Origin of the sequence: Prolixibacter sp. NT017 (genome assembly GCF_009617875.1) — a bacterium.
Classification (GTDB): domain Bacteria; phylum Bacteroidota; class Bacteroidia; order Bacteroidales; family Prolixibacteraceae; genus Prolixibacter.
Genome location: NZ_BLAV01000001.1, coordinates 2495556 through 2513152, shown reverse-complemented (window position 1 = coordinate 2513152; position 17597 = coordinate 2495556). Strand labels below are relative to the sequence as shown.

At 43.5% G+C, this 17597-nt stretch carries 9 protein-coding genes, 1 tRNA gene and 1 pseudogene; all 11 read left to right on the top strand.

Annotated elements, in window-relative coordinates; all coding sequences use genetic code 11:
- Window positions 1-25: 25 nt before the first annotated feature.
- The 11 genes and pseudogenes from GJU87_RS10290 to GJU87_RS10240 all read left to right on the top strand — a co-directional run bounded on the left by GJU87_RS10290 (window position 26) and on the right by GJU87_RS10240 (window position 17440).
- Window positions 26-110: transfer RNA gene (locus GJU87_RS10290), tRNA-Leu, on the top strand.
- Between the two features lie 511 nt (window positions 111-621).
- Window positions 622-1035, top strand: a complete 414-nt coding sequence (locus GJU87_RS10285; RefSeq protein ID WP_153639445.1) for an OsmC family protein — start codon at window positions 622-624, stop codon at window positions 1033-1035.
- 335 nt (window positions 1036-1370) lie between these two features.
- Window positions 1371-4235 carry a TIM-barrel domain-containing protein gene (locus GJU87_RS10280; protein ID WP_153639444.1) on the top strand — a complete coding sequence of 955 codons (2865 nt, stop codon included), beginning with the start codon at window positions 1371-1373 and terminating at the stop codon, window positions 4233-4235.
- 281 nt (window positions 4236-4516) lie between these two features.
- A pseudogene (locus GJU87_RS10275) lies at window positions 4517-4681 on the top strand (fibronectin type III-like domain-contianing protein); the annotation flags it as partial.
- Between the two features lie 144 nt (window positions 4682-4825).
- Window positions 4826-8854, top strand: a complete 4029-nt coding sequence (locus GJU87_RS10270; protein WP_153639442.1) for a two-component regulator propeller domain-containing protein — start codon at window positions 4826-4828, stop codon at window positions 8852-8854.
- A gap of 7 nt (window positions 8855-8861) precedes the next feature.
- Window positions 8862-9002 (top strand): hypothetical protein, encoded by a 141-nt coding sequence (locus GJU87_RS10265; protein WP_153639441.1) that lies wholly within the window; start codon window positions 8862-8864, stop codon window positions 9000-9002.
- A 10-nt stretch (window positions 9003-9012) separates the two neighbouring features.
- Window positions 9013-9261 carry a hypothetical protein gene (locus tag GJU87_RS10260; protein WP_153639440.1) on the top strand — a complete coding sequence of 83 codons (249 nt, stop codon included), beginning with the start codon at window positions 9013-9015 and terminating at the stop codon, window positions 9259-9261.
- A gap of 201 nt (window positions 9262-9462) precedes the next feature.
- Window positions 9463-12672: a TonB-dependent receptor gene (locus tag GJU87_RS10255; RefSeq protein WP_153639439.1), complete on the top strand. Its 3210-nt coding sequence runs from the start codon at window positions 9463-9465 to the stop codon at window positions 12670-12672.
- Between the two features lie 13 nt (window positions 12673-12685).
- On the top strand, window positions 12686-14281 hold the full coding sequence (locus GJU87_RS10250) for a RagB/SusD family nutrient uptake outer membrane protein (protein ID WP_153639438.1): 1596 nt from the start codon (window positions 12686-12688) through the stop codon (window positions 14279-14281).
- 23 nt (window positions 14282-14304) lie between these two features.
- Window positions 14305-15864, top strand: a complete 1560-nt coding sequence (locus GJU87_RS10245) for a glycan-binding surface protein (protein WP_153639437.1) — start codon at window positions 14305-14307, stop codon at window positions 15862-15864.
- A gap of 202 nt (window positions 15865-16066) precedes the next feature.
- Entirely contained in the window at window positions 16067-17440 is a 1374-nt protein-coding gene (locus tag GJU87_RS10240) for a cellulase family glycosylhydrolase (RefSeq protein WP_228491948.1), read from the top strand.
- Window positions 17441-17597: the final 157 nt, after the last annotated feature.

Below are 17597 nucleotides of genomic sequence, written 5' to 3'. Positions count from 1 at the left end.
TCAACAAAACGAAAGTGTACATTCTGCCCAGATGGTGAAATTGGTAGACACGCCAGCTTGAGGGGCTGGTGCCGGTTTTCGGCGTGCAAGTTCGAGTCTTGTTCTGGGCACACAACACCTGATAGAGAAAAGCACTCAGACCCCCGGGTTTGAGTGCTTTTGTTGTTTATACAAAATTATTTCGTGGGTCATATTTTGTCATTCGTGATGAAATGGTAAAGGCAATTGATTGAAGGCCCCGAAAATAGCGACTTTCTGTTTTCGGGGAAGAAAATCACTGTTTCGCACATCATTTGCTATGGTTCTTTGTTGAGTAGAGTAAAGAGGCAGAAGCCAAAATTTAAAACTGTGAACTAAGCATCGTTGCATTGAGCGATGAAAAAAGACGGGACTTATTACGATGGATGCTCATCTGTCCCAATCAGACGAACAAAGCCGGCGTGGAGTCCGGCTAGACTTAGCACATGATTACTTGTTGAAATCGGTTTAAGATTTTACTGAGAAGATAGTTGTTTTGGCTTGCTATCTTTCTCTCACAATCATCACCTTTTTACACTTTATGTGCTGAGATACATCCCGGTTTGTCCCATCAAAAAATTAAAAACAAAAAACATACACATTATGAAACGTAAAGCATCTGCCGTTTGGAACGGTACTATTAAAGAAGGAAAAGGAACGCTGACTACCAAAAGCGCAACACTCGAAAAGACCCCTTATTCATTTAACAGCCGGTTTGCTGACGGCAAGGGTACGAATCCCGAAGAACTGTTGGCAGCTGCACATGCTGGTTGTTTCACGATGAAGCTGAGTGGTGATTTAGCTGAAGCCGGCTATACTCCGGACCAGTTGGATACCGAATCGACGGTAACGATCGAGGATGGTGTCATCACTCTGTCGGCGCTGGTGTTACGGGCCAAAGTGCCGGGCATTGGTGAAGACGAATTCCAAAAGATTGCCAAAGGTGCAGAGGAAAATTGTCCGGTGAGTAAGGCGCTCAGTTTTGAAATTACACTGGACGCACACTTGGTCGGGTAAGCAGAATTAAAGCCTTACGAAAAAGCGGTGCCGTTTGAAGGTCACCGCTTTTTTTAGACGTGAATGTTGCTATCTACTCTTTTCTGGGGAGAGCGCTCCGGTTTAAAGCGAATGTCAGGAAAGCCATCGCTGGCATTTTCGATGAGATAATATGTGTGTAAGAGGTATTGTGTTGGATGATAAATTAATAGGATGTAGGTCGTATGTTTTGCGAATGGCGAAAAATTTCCTGTTTAGATATTTTCTCCACCTATTGAAAACATTTGTACTCCCTGTATTTGTCTTTTTCTTGAGAATTTAGCTGGCCGAATATTCTTCTAAAAACCTAATTGACGATGAAAGGGAAAATCATATATCTAAACCTGCTACTTGCACTTCTATTCGCTTCGTGTTCTTCTACACAGTATCAAGAGTTGAACGATGGCATTGTTGTGAATCTTAAACAGGACGGAAAAACGGCCACCCACAAGGTTCGTTTGCAGGTTCTGGGAGATGAGTTGATTCACGTTTCCGCTACTCCGGATAAAAACTTTCCAAAGGATTCGAGCCTGATTATTGTTCCCGGCTTGCATACTGTTCCTTTTACGGTGGACGATGAAGGGGATTCCATCCGGTTAAGCACGAAGAAATTAAATGTCATGGTCTCCAAAGCAGATGGGGGAATCAAATTCAAAGATAAAGAAGGCAAGCTTATTCTGGCCGAAAAGAAGGGGGGAGGCCGAACCTTTACCCCGATTGACGTCGATGGAACAAAAGGCTACACCATCCGGCAACTGTTTGATTCGCCGGCTGACGAAGCTTTTTATGGTCTGGGACAACATCAGTCCGACGAGTTTAATTACAAAGGGAAAAGCGAACAACTGTTTCAGTACAATACGAAGGTTTCGGTGCCTTTTATCGTTTCCAACAAGAATTATGGATTGTTGTGGGACAGCTATTCACTGAGCCGGTTTGGTGACAGTCGCGCTTACCAGCAGCTGAACCGGGCTTTTAAGTTATACGATGAAAATGGAAAGCCGGGAGGATTGACCGGAACCTATGTTTCGCTGACTAAAGCCAGACCCAACCTGGTACGCACAGAAGATTCCCTTTATTTCGAGGACATAAAAACCGTCAGGAATTTGCCGGAGAATTTCCCTTTAAAAAATGCCCATGTAACCTATGCCGGGGAAATTGAAGCACCACATAGCGGACCATATCGCCTCATATTATATTATGCAGGGTATGTAAAAGTGTACGTGGATAATAAATTGGAGGTGCCGGAGCGTTGGCGCACCGCATGGAACCCCAATAGTTACAAATTCACAGTCAACCTGGAAGCCGGAAAACGTGTTCCGATTCGTGTTGACTGGAGACCTGACGGAGGTAAATCGTATTGCGGGTTACAGGTGGAAACCCCACTTCCGAAAGATGAGCAAAACAGCCAGGTTTGGTGGAGCGAAATGAACAAGAAAATGGATTACTATTTTGTATATGGCAAATCCATGGACGAAGTCATCAAAGGCTACCGCACACTAACCGGAAAGTCACAAATTATGCCAAAGTGGGCGATGGGATTCTGGCAAAGTCGCGAACGATATAAAACCCAAAATCAAATACTCAGTACCCTGAAAGAATTCAGGAAGCTCAAATTTCCTATTGACAACATTGTACTCGACTGGTTTTACTGGCCGGAAACAAAATGGGGAAGTCACCAATTTGATAAGAGCCGTTTCCCGGATCCGAAGGCGATGGTCGACTCCATTCATGCCATGAACGCCTATATGATGATTTCCGTATGGCCCAAGTTTTATGCGACGACCAAGCATTTCAAGGAATTCGAGAAGCATGGTTGGATGTACATGCAGGCCGTAAAAGATAGTATTCGAGACTGGGTTGGCTCCGGTTATATGGGGTCATTTTATGATGCTTATTCGGCCGGAGCCCGGAAATTGTTCTGGAAACAGATGTACGACAATTTATACCCGTTGGGGATTGATGCCTGGTGGATGGATGCCAGCGAGCCGAATATTCTAGACTGTACTGATATGAAGTACCGGAAAGAGTTGTGCGGCCCGACGGCTTTGGGGCCTTCCACCGAGTATTTCAATGCATATGCGTTGATGAACGCCGAAGCGATTTATAACGGACAACGCGGGGTGGCTCCCGACAAACGTGTTTTCCTGTTAACACGTTCGGGCTTTGCCGGACTGCAGCATTACTCAACGGCTACCTGGAGCGGTGATATCGCTACCCGCTGGGAGGATATGAAAGCACAAATTGCAGCCGGAATGAATTTCTCCATCAGCGGTATACCGTATTGGACCATGGACATCGGCGGTTTCTGTGTCGAAGACCGGTACGTCAAAGGGCAGATGGTGTATAACCGAACAGGCAAAGTGGATGCTGATTACAAAGAGTGGCGGGAACTGAATACCCGTTGGTACCAGTTCGGTGCTTTTGCTCCTTTATACCGGGCACACGGGCAGTACCCTTATCGGGAACCCTGGAACATTGCTCCCAAAGGTACCCCTACCTACAATTCCATTTTATATTACACCCAATTGCGCTACCGGTTGATGCCATACATCTATACCCTGGCCGGAATGACCTGGTTCGATGATTACACCATCATGCGACCGTTGGTTATGGATTTTCCCGGCGACAAAAACGTTGAAAACATTGGCGACCAGTATATGTTTGGGCCGGCATTTATGGTCTGTCCTGTTTATACTTACCAGGCACGCAGCCGCAAGGTTTATTTCCCGAAAGGCACCAACTGGTACAATTTCTATACGGGAAAAATGATTCAGGGCGGGCAGTCTTTAACAGTGGATGCTCCGTACAACCGTATGCCATTGTTTGTGCATGAAGGGGCTATTATCCCGGTTGGACCAGCACTTCAATACAGCAATGAGAAGCTGCCGAAAAAGATTGTCCTGTATGTTTATCGCGGACAGGATGGTCATTTTACGCTTTACGAAGACCAAGGTGTAAATTACGATTACGAAAAAGGTGCTTATTCGAACATTCCGTTCAGCTACAACGATGCAGACGGAATCCTGACCATTGGAGAACGAGAAGGTCAATTCAAGGGAATGCTGAAGGAGCGAACATTCGTTATTGTCCCGGTAGGTAAAGAAAACCCAAAAGCTTTTGACCCCGATGCGCAGGGACAGCAGGTACATTATGACGGACACAAACTGACAATCCATGTGTAGAAATGGAAGTTGCATCCTACTTTTAAAGATACGGCATCAAGTAAATAATTGTGTTCCTGTTGTTCCTTGTAACGCGTAGGTAGTCATGCTTATGCTGAAAACTACTGGCTTGAATTCATCTACACAATTGTATGATTATTCCCGATTAAAGGTTAATCCCGATTTTCGGGAAGACAACTGAAATTGGTAACGGATGAAAAAAATCTTTATAAATTTCACGACCTGGCATGCCATGTAGTTTTTTGTACAAGCCAAAAGGTGCCTGAACCAAAGAACTTAAAGCTTTTGAAAAAGTATTCCTGCAGGCGGACGAATCAAAAACAATCGGGGTGAATGTAAAGGTCTCTGAACTGGCTTTTTATGATGAAACGATGAAAGGCTGGAATATTGAGGCTGGCGAATATATTTTGCAACTGGGGAATTCATCAGGAGATACTTCGCAATAGCTTTGAATAACTGTAAAGTAATTAGTAAGATAGGATGATTTAGTGAACGCCAAACTTAAATGAAAATAAACTTTCAATCATGGCCATTCTATATGGCCATTAAAACTTATTGTTCATATCTTGAAATGTTTTTCCTGCAATATAATGACGATGGGAATAAGACGTATTGAAAAACTATGGTGTCTGCTGATCTTAACTTTTACTGTTTCGTTTCAGGGAATAGGACAACCTTCGTATATATTTCATCATCTAACAACCGAAAACGGACTTTCCAACAGCAATGTTCAAGCCATTTTACAGGATAGTTTGGGCTTCCTTTGGATAGGAACAGAATCCGGGTTAAACCGTTACGACGGATACGGATTTAAAGTATATACCATGGCCCCGGAGTCGCCTAACTCGTTGCTGACAGACAATATTTTGGGTTTACAGGAAGATGGTCTTGGAAATATATGGATAAATAGCGGATACAGCTATGCGGTTTACAAAAGGGATAAGGATTATTTTGTCACTGATATTCCGAACCTGCTTCAAAAATTAGGCATCCAGGTCGATCGCAATTACAAAATCTATATAGACAAAAAGAAAGACCTGTGGGTGCTAAGTGAGCAAAAGGCGTTTTTTTATAATACCCGTAAAAAGAAACTGAAAGTTTTCGCGATAAAAGCCTGGATTGACGAGATCGTTACAACGGAGTTTAGCGACGACGGACATTATTTGTATGGCATCCTGAAATCGGGGAGGCTTTTGCAATTGGACAAACATACAGGGGCGCAGGTATTACTGGATTTAAAGGACTTTATTAAACCGGAAGTTCTTGCCATGTACAACAAAATATATGTCGATAGTCATAGTGGGGTCTGGCTCTATTCCGACAAGACCAACCATGTTTATTATCGGAAAAATCTTCATTCGGATTGGAAAGAATTAGTTCTGAATTCTTCTTTGAAAGTTCAAAATAATATTGTGCTGGATATACTGGATGATGATAACGGAAATATTTGGATAGGTACGGACCATGCTGGATTGTTTATTTATAACACAGTCAACGGTAAATTAACCAATTTACTGCATGAAGAGGTAAATTCCTCTATCGCATCGAACAATGTAACGTGTTTGTTCCGGGATGACAATGGGGTGATTTGGATGGGACACAACAAAAAGGGGATTTCGTATTATCATGATAGCTTTCACAAGTTCACGAACGTTGCCAATGCGGATTGTAAGGATGTCAGCGTGATCATGCAAGACCGGAAGGGCCGTGTCTGGCTGGGAACTGATGGAAATGGGTTGTATATGAAACAAGATGCCCTCAAAAGCCAAATGGAAAAAATTCCCATGCAGAACAATGCCATTGTCTCGTTAGTGGAGGATCGGAAGAGACGTGTTTGGATTGGAACCTACCTAAACGGTCTGTTTTGCTACGAAAATGGAAAGATTAAACATTTTACCAAGAAAAACAGTCTGCTGACCTCCAATGATATTTGGGGTTTAAAGGAAGATCGCTTTGGGAATTTGTGGATCGGGACCCTTGGGGGAGGATTACTGTGTTTTCGTGAAGACGGTGCGAATCTGGATTCGCTCATCATGGCTCCCAAAAACATAAGCTATGCTATGGATATGTACTACGATGGCGGGGACAAATTGTACGTTGGGACGACTTATGGGCTCGATGTTGTTGATATTACTTCCGGTAAACTCATTACTTATATGGGAAATTACCGGTGGACTCAGACATACAAGCAAATGTTGATAACAACGGTGTTTAAAGACAATAGAGACGTCATTTGGCTAGGGCACCAGAAAGGATTGACATTGTGGGATTTGAAGAAAGACACACTTTATAACTTTGATCAAAAAAACGGCTTGTGTAATAACATTGTTCGAGGTATTGTTGAGGATGGACATGGAAAAATGTGGGTTACAACAAGCAACGGATTATCAGTTCTTTCTGTAGAGCGTGATGCGCAAGGCGTGTTGAAAATTTCAAGCAGGAATTTTTCCACTAAGGATGGGCTTAAAAGAAACTATTTTAACAATCATTCTATTTGTAAACTCAGCAATGGAGATATTCTTTTAGGCGGGACCGAAGGGTATACCATTGTTAATCCAAATAAACTGACTGAAAAGAACCAACTTCCTGCCAAAGTAATCTTCACCGGATTGAGTGTGGAAAACCATATTATCGAGGTAGATTCACTGTACAATGGCAAAAAGTTGTTGAATCGCTCTATGGAGAAAACCTCTTCATTGACTTTTAGTTACAAAGATAAGATCATCGCATTTCAGTTTACTACCGGAGATTTACTTAACGCTGAAAGGGTAAAATATGCGTATAAATTGGAAGGTTTTAATGATCAGTGGATTACGACTCGGGAAAATAAAGTTGCATTTTCTTCATTATTCCCTGGTGACTATAAGCTTTTTATCAAAGCCTGTAATAGTGATGGTGTATGGAATAATGAAGCCACTATTTTGGATATTACGGTTACGCCCCCATTCTATTTCTCCGGTTGGGCAATATCAATATACATAGTATTGGTAATTGGCCTGATTGTTTTTACTTTTTATCGAATCCGAAAGCGGCATCGGACAAAGCTGGAACGACAAAAGGTGTTGCTGGCGCGGGAACAGAAGGAATACTTGAACGAAATGAAATTGAGATTCTTCACCAATATCAGTCATGATTTGCGAACTCCACTTACGCTTATTCTTACACCTTTGCAAACGATATTGAGTGGTAAGGTTGAGGATGGTTTGCGAAGAAAGCTAAATACAATAAATAAAAATGCGGAGCAACTTCTGCAATTGATCAATACATTACTGGATTTTCGCAAATTAGATGTTGGAGCTGAAACTTTGCACCTGCAAGTGGGCGATTTCGTTAATTTTGTTAAAGAAATCTGTGTTCCTTTTAATGCTTACGCGATTGACCGTAAAATGGACTTTTCTTTTTCCAGTGAAATTGAAAAACAACCCATGCAATTCGATCGGGACAAAGTTAAAAAGATATTATTCAACTTACTTTCCAATGCATTCAAATACACACCCGATGGAGGACGTGTTAGTACTCATGTTTTCCGGGAGGAAGATCAAATATGCGTTAGTATCTCTGATTCCGGACAAGGTATCAACGATTCGGAGAAGAAATATGTCTTTGAACGATTTTTTCAGGCCTCACAAAAACAACAGGATAAAACCGGCAGTGGAATAGGCTTACATATTGTAAAAGAGTACGTTCAAATGCACAAAGGAACGATTGAGGTTATGGATAATAACTCTCAAGGTACTGTGTTTACTTTTAAGCTTCCAATTTTAGAAGCCGACGGGATAATTGAAGAATTGGATGCCGAAAAAGAGCCGGCAGAAGAATTAATAGAAGAGTATGACGACCAAAATCATCCAACCAATCCGGTATTGCTTTTTGTTGATGATAACAAAGACTTATGCGAGTTTATGGCAGATAACCTATCGGATGATTACACTGTGTTGGTTGCCTTTAATGGACAAGAAGCACTGGGGATGTTGGAAAAGAATGACGTTTCCATTGTTATAAGCGATGTGATGATGCCAGTTATGAGCGGAACGGAGCTTTGCAACCGAATAAAAACAGACGTACAATGGTCGCATATTCCGGTTATTTTGCTGACTGCCCGTACGGCCGAAGAATATCAAATCGAAGGTCTGAAGTTGGGCGCGGATGATTACCTGACCAAACCATTTAATTTCAATGTACTAAAACTGCGCATCCGAAAATTTATGGAATGGACTAAAAAAAGTCACCTCTCCTTTAGCCAGAAAATGGATGTCTCTCCTAGTGAAATCACGATAACTCCACTAGATGAACAGTTAATTGATAAGGCAATTAAGGTTGTGGAAGAACACATTGAGGATGTAGAATTTTCTGTTGAGGCTCTTAGTGCTGCCGTTGGTCTTACCAGGGGGCATTTGTATAAGAAGTTAATGAGCATTACAGGTAAAGGGCCCGCTGAGTTTATCCGCACAATTCGTTTAAAACGCGGGCGCCAGCTTTTGGAGAAAAGTCAGCTACATATAGCCGAAATTGCCTACGCAGTCGGCTTCAACTCCCCTAAAAGATTCTCTGTAAACTTCAAAAATGAATTTGGTCTTTCTCCTTCTGATTATTTGCGCCAATTAAATAATCCCGAATAAGACATAGATGTCCTATATGTGGCATACCAATAAACCGGATCAACGCAAGTATCCTGGTTATGTCAATAAAAAGTACACGTCGCTGGCCAATTCGGATGGTACAGATGTAGCCGAGGCTAACGGACCGGTTAATTTCATGATCGGTTAGTTTCATGATTATGTTTTCCAGAGAACAGGCAACCGGTGCGTTTATGTTGTTCCCGGATGATGAACAATTACAGGTGCCTGGCGCACATGTTTTGAATGACGGGGTAACAGGCGTCCAGGGGGCCCGTGGTGACGACTGGATGAAAATGATGATACGAAGCCTGACTGAAAATACGCTACAGCTTATTCTTGTCGTTGATGGTGGCACTCTTCGGGAAACCCGGAACAATGTTGCTATAGACTATAATGATTCTCTATAAACGAGTATAATTTGTTATTTGGCTGGGAGACAGGTTGTTTTTAAAACGATCTTTCTCTTTTTTTTGGTGTGATTTTTCAAATAACACATCACCATCCCTCATAAAATACATGGCAGCCCCTCTGTGGATGTTGTTGGATCTAATTTGCGGCTGATTTCGAGCTGACTAAAAGCTAATTTTAATAATCCAAATTTATGTTGTATGAAAAAAACGTATAGTTTTTTAATATGGCGTGGGGCTGTAATTAGGAGTCTCTATGTCATTTTATTAGTGGTAATATGGGGCGTTCCTACCTTCGGACAAAACATTGCAATTTCCGGGGTCGTAAAATCTCAGAGCAATGGAGAGTTTTTGCCTGGTGTTAGCATTATAATAAAAGGCACAGATCGTGGAACAATCACCGATGCTAATGGAAAATATTCATTGGGAGATGTTCCCGGAGATGGTGTTCTCGTTTTTTCCTTCGTGGGGATGAAAAGGACCGAAATAAAGGTCGATGGGAGAAGGAAAATAGATGTTACAATGGAAGAAGAGGCTATCGGACTGGAAGAAGTCGTTGCCGTTGGCTATGGTTCGGTAAAACGAAAGGATGTTACCGGCGCGATATCATCTGTTAGCGCCGATGAAATCACCCGGACGCAGCCGGTAACCATTGAGCAATCCCTCCAGGGAAGGATTCCGGGGATGGTGGTAACGCAGGCGTCCGGACAGCCTGGGGGTGGGGTATCAGTGCAAATTCGCGGGATAACCGGCTTTAGTAGTTCTGGCCCCTTGTACGTGTTGGATGGGGTGGAACTGCAGGGAATTGCTTCCCCGGGAGACTCTTACAGAACCGGTACAAACCCTCTGGCCGGGATAAATCCTTCGGATATTGAATCGGTTGACGTGTTGAAAGACGCGTCCGCCACAGCCATTTATGGATCAAAAGGTACTGATGGTGTTATTATTATCACAACCAAAAGAGGCCGGATAGCCCCTCCTAAAATTACCTATGAATTTTCTGCCGGTACGCAACAATTGACCAGAAAACTTCCGGTGATGAACCTGCAGGAATTTGCCACCTTTGTCAATGCACGGAATGCCGGTATTGGCTGGGGGTTTGACGAACGGCCTGAGCTGGCTAATCCTAAATATCTGGGCAAAGGAACCGACTGGCAGGACGTCATGTTCCGGAACGCTCCTACATCATCACACACGCTTACTATGAGCGGAGGTAATAAGCGGACCCAGTATTTGCTGTCGGGATCTTACCAGAGCGAGGAAGGGATTGCGTTAGGCTCGAAGTTTGATAGGATTTCGTTCCGTTTAAACCTGGACAATAAAACGACGGACTGGTTAAAAATAGGCTCCAGTCTTCAAATGGTAAATATCGATGAGAATATCAATAGCACCGTCAGTAGCGTAGTTCGGGCAGCGCTGGAGCAAACACCTGATATTCCGGTACAGAACAACGATGGCAGTTGGGGAGGCTCTACCAGCACTGTTGGTTGGGTGGCTCAAAAAGTAAACCCTTACGCAATCGCGTTAATTAATAAAGATGAGGTCAACCGGAAACAGGTTTTTAGCAACCTCTACGCCGAAATTACCTTTGCCAAAGGCCTGGTGCTGCGCAATGAAGCTGCCGGGAATTTCACTATAGCCACACAGGATATCTTTCAGCCATCCTACAAGATGGGGAACCTGGAAAGACTTATAAGCGAGGGCTCTTCTGACTTTAGTGAGGGCGTGTATACCTCGTTAAAGAATTACCTTACCTATTCCCACCTGTTTGCCGAAAAATACAGTGTAAAGGCCATGGCCGGACATGAGGCATCTTTGGATAAATCGCAAACGTTAAAAGCCTCCCGTAAAAATTACCCATCCAACAATGTGCAGGTCATTGATGGGGGCGATCCTACAACCGCAACGAACGGGGGGGCAAAAATCCATAGTTCTAAAGAATCGGTTTTTGGCCGGTTGAATTTGGGGATTAACGATAAATACCTACTTACCGGAAACATTCGCGAAGATGGGGCATCGATGTATGCCGAAGATAACCGCTGGATTTTGTCATACTCCGGCGCGTTGGCATGGAAAATCAATAATGAGAACTTTTTGAAAGATTCGAAAGCTGTTAACGAACTGAAGCTGCGCCTGGGCTACGGGTTGACCAACAGGCAGGCCGGGCGTAATTACGTCTACACGTCAACACTGGCCACCGTGCCGACCGGTGTAAGTACGGTATCGCAGCTTACCCAAAACATTGCAAACCCCGATCTGGAGTGGGAACAAACCGAAAGTTCCAACATTGGACTTGACGGAACGTTCTTTAACTGGCGATTGAATTTTTCGGTCGATTTTTATCTGAAAAAAACGGACGGGCTGGCCATGCAAACATCGCTGCCCATGTACTCCGGAACCGCAATTAGCTGGAGTCCAGGAGCATTGGACGCACCATGGGTAAACGTGGGTTCGATGGAAAACAAAGGATTTGATTTCAGGATCAGTTCCACCAATATCAAGGGAAAGAACTTCACCTGGAAGACAGACCTGACTGTATCGCGTAACATCAATACGGTATTAAAACTGAATGCTGAAGGGGCGCCGATCATGGGCCAATACAGTAAGACGGTGGTTGGACGGTCCATTGGCGATTTTTACGGGTACGTTGTTGATGGCGGTGTATTTGCATCTGCCGTTGATGTTTACGGCGATGAAGAAAAGGGCATTAAGCCCCACGCCAGGCCATCGAAAAATGGCGAAATACTACCATTTGCAAATGCCTCAGGTAGTATTTGGTACGGCGACCTCAAGTTTAAAGATTTGAATGGTGACGGAATAATTGATGAGAAGGACCAAACATATCTAGGTTCGCCAATTCCGAAAGTGCAACTGGGATTCAACAATACGTTTACCTATAAAAACTTCGACTTAAACATGTTTTTCAGTGCCAGTATCGGTAATAAGGTATTTAATCAGTTGCGCGTTACTGCTGAAGATCCACGATCAAGTTATGGCTATTTCCGGACATTAAACAATTATGCCAAACTTGAATTAATTGATCCTGAGGGCTCAGATACTGATCCTTACAATGTCATTGTTACTAATCCCCACACGGAAATCCCGGGAGTTCGAAATGACAATACAAACGATAACATGAGGTTCTCCGACAAATTTATAGAAGACGGGTCTTTTGTAAGGTGTAAAAGCATTTCATTGGGGTATAATTTCTCCAGGGACCTGCTGAAACGGATCCACATCAATTCTTTGCGGGTTTATGCGAATGTAACCAATGCCTTTATTATCACAAACTATTCTGGTATGGACCCTGAAGTTGGTTCCTGGGACCCGATTAATGCGGGTATTGATAACGGGTACTATCCTCAGGCCCGGAGGTTTACATTTGGCTTAAACATCACCTTGTCGAAATAAAAAAACGAATGCTATGAATTTAAAATCAAAAATATTTTATCCGGCGCTTTTGGTTGCCGGGCTATTGGCCTCCTGTAATAAGGACTTTCTCGATCGTCCTCCACTATCGCAGATCAGTACAGAAAACTTCTATCAAACTACTTCTGATTTAAAGCTGGCAACCGCTGCTTTATATGCGGGTGCGCCCTGGTCCGAATATACGTATACCAGCTATTTGACTATTGGCGATGTAATGAGTGGAAACATGGTACTGGGATATAATGATGATGCTGTTCAACTCAATACCTTTTCGGTTACTGGTTTAAACGGAGCCGTAGTTGCCAATTGGAGAGGCATGTACAAGGTAATCGCCCATTGCAATACCACGATTAACGCAATCAATGCTAAAACACCAAAATCTGTTCCCGAAGCAGATAAAAATGCGGCTCTTGCCGAAGCCAGGTTTATTCGTGCATATGCTTACTACAACCTGGGGTTGTTATGGGGTGACGTTCCTATCATCGAAGACAATACCAAACTAATTAGTTCACCTTTGGTTCCCCGCAACCTGGTGAATGATGTATACCGGTTTATTGTAAACGACCTGACGTTTGCCACTAGGAACCTTCCTGAAGCAGTGGGTTCAGACTGGGAGCGCGGAAGGGTGACCACATGGTCTGCACAGGGGTTGCTGGCTAAGGTCTATTTATCATGGTCCGGTTTAGCCCCGAAAAGCATCGGGAAACGCGATCAGGCGCTTTTAGATAGCGCCAAACTATACGCCGGCAATGTTTGTAAAAACAGTGGCCTGGAATTGATGGATAACTATGCCGATCTGTTTAAAACCGAGAATAATTATAACGACGAAGCGCTGTTTGCATTGCGTTGGGACCCCACTACCAGCGGTTGGTTTGAGGGCAACATGTTGCAAATTTATTCTCCGGGCGGTACAGAAATTTCTGCCGACGGACAGGCCGGTTGGTTCGGAATCCGACCTACTTACGATATGTACTTGCAATACTCCGCGGATGATACGATCAGGCGCAAAGCAACCTTTATGCTGAAGGGCGATTATTATCCGGAGTTAAACGCGGCCGGCGGCGGATATACTTTTACCGGCGAATCCGGATTGAAGAAACACATCATTGGCACAAAGAAAGACAACAATGTCCCAATCATGACGTTGACTTCATCTGCCGAACACAATGCCTTGCTGCGACTCGCGGATGTGTACCTGGTTTATGCCGAAGCAATTCTGGGTAACAACAGTTCAACTTCAGATGCTGATGCGCTGATGTATTTTAACAAAGTCCGTACAAGGGCCGGGGTGCAACCGGTAAATTCAATTGATGCCGATATCCTGCTAAAAGAAAGAAGGATCGAGTTGGCAGCAGAAAGTCAGTATTGGGGTGATTTGGTGAGCCTTTCATACTACAACCCACAGAAAGCCATCAGCCTTCTGAATGGAGGAGAGCGTGTTCCCTTCACCTATAATGACGGAGTTGCGGAACCGGAGAATCCCTTTGGCGTTATTACACCGGCTACCGCTAATTCATTCAGGCTCCCGATCCCATCATCTGAAATAACGGCTAATCCAAAGTTGTTAGACGCACCCGTACCTTATTATTAGTATAAAAGAAAAAATTAGCAACAATGAAAAATAGAATAGATAAATACACCTATTACTGGCAGGCAATTTTTCTGGCAGCGGTGATCCTATTTGTGGGCGCTTGTCAGAAGGATAAAGTAGAACCACCGGTTATTACGGGTGTCGTAAATTATGCCGCTTCTCCCAATGATACGGCTGTTACCACGATACAGACCGGCCAGTGGGTCGTTTTGTTGGGACATCACCTGAGTGGAGTTAGCCAGGTGTATTTTGGCTCTGTACCTGCTAAAATTAACACTGCACTTTTTGCCGATGAAAGTCTTGTTGTGCAATTACCTGATATCCAGTTTGAATCAGTTCCGGCAGATGAACTAAATACCGTTACCGCAATCAGTGAAGGGGGGACGGCTACATTTAATATCAATATTATTGGTGTACCATTGATCTCTCGTGTGAGAAATAATGAAGCTTCTCCAAATGATACGGTTGTTCATGTGTTGTACCCCGGTGATGAAATCAATATTGTCGGATATAGCCTCCAGAATGCCACAGAAATATTATTTCAGGGTATTGCTGCCGATTTGAGCAAAGTGGTTTATACCGACACAAGCGCAATCGTCCAGGTTCCTGCTGATTTATCGGGTTCCCAGGCTTCGCTGGCAAATACCATTACTTATTCCACCGCGGTTGGGTCAACTAATTTCTCCATTAAAATTGTTGGTCCTCCGGTTATATCATATATCTCATTAGAGGTACCCCATGAAGGTGATTTGGTTCATTTATACGGATATAACTTTACCTCAATTCAAAGTTTTACTTTCGCTGGTACAGAAATAACCGACTACGAAGTATCGGCAGATGAGTCTGTTCTTAGCTTTGTTTCACCGGCTTTGTCTCAAAGCGGTCCGGTTGAGATTATAACTCAGTCGGGTTCATTTACAACTGCTTATAATGTGAATGACATTGCGTTTATAAACTCCGGTGGCGTAGGTATTTTGGCCAACATGGAGTGGGGCGACTACTTCGGCTGGGGCTGGGGTAATGGCGATGTGAGTCTTTGGAGCTCAGACCCCAATACTACAGGTTGGCCTTCCTATAATACTGAATATGGTGTTGGTTACAGTATGTACCTTGTCTATAAAAGCGGTCCTCTGGAAGCCGGAGAAGATGGTTATCTTGAAGGTTGGGGAGGAAATCAAATTCTTATCAACGATGCCGGTGGTCAGTGGGTACCAACTGAGAACCTGGATGATTCCGGCGACAATTGGGCCATGAAATTTGAAATGAAGGTTATTAAACCATGGAGCGGAGGTACGCTTTGTATCAGAACAGCAAATGCTAGTAATTATATAGCACGATACGAACCGTGGAAGGTATCAGCCAGTAAGACTATTCCCGTTACAACTGACGGGTGGCAAACAGTAACTATCCCGTTATCCTCGTTCCGTCTTGATGACGGTGAAGGTGATCCTATTTCAAAAATCACGGATATAGTCGGTAGCTCAGGAAAGACATACTTTAGAATTTATCTTCATAACTATCGCAATTCAACTACAGACAATTTTGAAGCTGCCTTTGACAATTTTAGGGTGGTAAGACGATAGCTTTTTTTGTTGTGGACAGGCAGGAGACTCCTGTTTGTCCCCAACTTTTTTAATAAATCGGTTGGTGCTTTTGCCCGACAGATTTCTATTCTTGAATTATTCATTAACTTTTTATAGTAAAATGATGTTTAGATTGTTACAGAAAACTTTAATTTTTCTAAGTGTCCTTCTGTTTTTTGTTTCCTGCGAAGGCACAGACCGGGTGGATCCCATCCTGACGGTTTCTGTCAGTGAGCTTACTTTTGAAGCAGAGGGAGGGGAGTCAACGATAACGATAGAATGCAACGATTCCTGGAGTACAAGCAATTCTGTGTCGTGGTTACAGTTAAGTCAACTTTCAGGGAGTGGTGGAAGCAGTAAGATTGAATTGTCAACGACGGTTAACAGTACAGGAGCAACCCGCTCGACGACCATTGTCGTTAGCTCTTCAAACGGCCAATCTCGCCGGATTACAGTTTCGCAGCCCAGCCAATTATTCCCTTCTTACAATACATCGCCACAGGCGCCCGACAATACTGGAATGGCCAGTACAGCAATGGAGTTGGCAGCAAAAATGAAACTGGGCTGGAACATCGGCAACACGATGGAAGCTCCCGGAGGAGAATCAGGCTGGGGAAACCCTGCTATCACAGAAGACTATGTGAAATTTGTCAAGCAGCAAGGTTTCAATGCGATTCGCATTCCTTGCGCCTGGGACTGGCACCATGTGGTGGACAAAAAAACTGCACGCATCGATCCTGCGTGGCTCAACAGGGTAAAAGAAGTGGTAGGCTATTGTGTGAACAATGACATGTATGTGCTTCTAAATATCCATTGGGATGGAGGCTGGCTCGAGAACAACTGTACACCGGAAAAAAAGGATTCGGTAAACGCCAAACAAAAAGCTTACTGGGAGCAAATCGCAACGGCCATGCGCGATTTTGACGAACACCTGATGTTTGCCAGTGCCAACGAGCCGAATGTAGATAACGCAGAACAAATGGAAGTACTACTTTCCTATCATCAAACTTTTGTAAACGCAGTTCGCTCTACAGGAGGAAGAAACAGCTATCGGGTGCTTGTAGTTCAGGGGCCTGGCACGAATATTGAAAAAAGTAATGATCTGATGGACATGCCCACGGATGAGATTGAGGGGCGTTTGATGGCTGAGGTACATTTTTACAGTCCTTCTCAATTCTGCATATTGAATGAAGACGTCGACTGGGGTAAAATGGCTTACTACTGGGGTAAAGATTATCATTCAGATATTGAGCCTGAACGCAATGCTACCTACGGAGAAGAGGATGCAGTAGATCAGTCGTTTAGTTTGGCAAAAAGCAAATTTGTAGACAAGGGTATCCCGGTAATCTTGGGTGAGTATGGTGCTTACAGGAGGGGCAATACCCAAAATGTACCTAAAGAATTGGATAAACACAATAATTCAGTGGATCATTGGATCACTTATGTAACAAGAAAAGCATTAGAAAATGGCTTAATTCCATTCTGGTGGGACACTGGCGGCGTATTGGATAGATCAAATTATACCGTAAAAGATCAGCGGACGATTGATGCTATCATGGCAGGAGCAAACCAATAAAAATCAAATTAAATAAGACTATAACTCATCATCGTATTGAATGAGTTTAAAAAATACAATTTTTTTAGTTTGGCTACTCGTGGGGATGAATACTTCGGGGATTGGAACATCTGACCCGCTGCAGGCATAGCTTCAATCGTTGAAGAAGTAAAATTTT

Coding starts and splice junctions, on each gene's coding strand:
- GJU87_RS10285 (WP_153639445.1), top strand. CDS start 622: ATGAAACGTAAAGCATCTGCCGTTTGGAACGGTACTATTAAAGAAGGA.
- GJU87_RS10280 (WP_153639444.1), top strand. CDS start 1,371: ATGAAAGGGAAAATCATATATCTAAACCTGCTACTTGCACTTCTATTC.
- GJU87_RS10270 (WP_153639442.1), top strand. CDS start 4,826: ATGACGATGGGAATAAGACGTATTGAAAAACTATGGTGTCTGCTGATC.
- GJU87_RS10265 (WP_153639441.1), top strand. CDS start 8,862: ATGTCCTATATGTGGCATACCAATAAACCGGATCAACGCAAGTATCCT.
- GJU87_RS10260 (WP_153639440.1), top strand. CDS start 9,013: ATGTTTTCCAGAGAACAGGCAACCGGTGCGTTTATGTTGTTCCCGGAT.
- GJU87_RS10255 (WP_153639439.1), top strand. CDS start 9,463: ATGAAAAAAACGTATAGTTTTTTAATATGGCGTGGGGCTGTAATTAGG.
- GJU87_RS10250 (WP_153639438.1), top strand. CDS start 12,686: ATGAATTTAAAATCAAAAATATTTTATCCGGCGCTTTTGGTTGCCGGG.
- GJU87_RS10245 (WP_153639437.1), top strand. CDS start 14,305: ATGAAAAATAGAATAGATAAATACACCTATTACTGGCAGGCAATTTTT.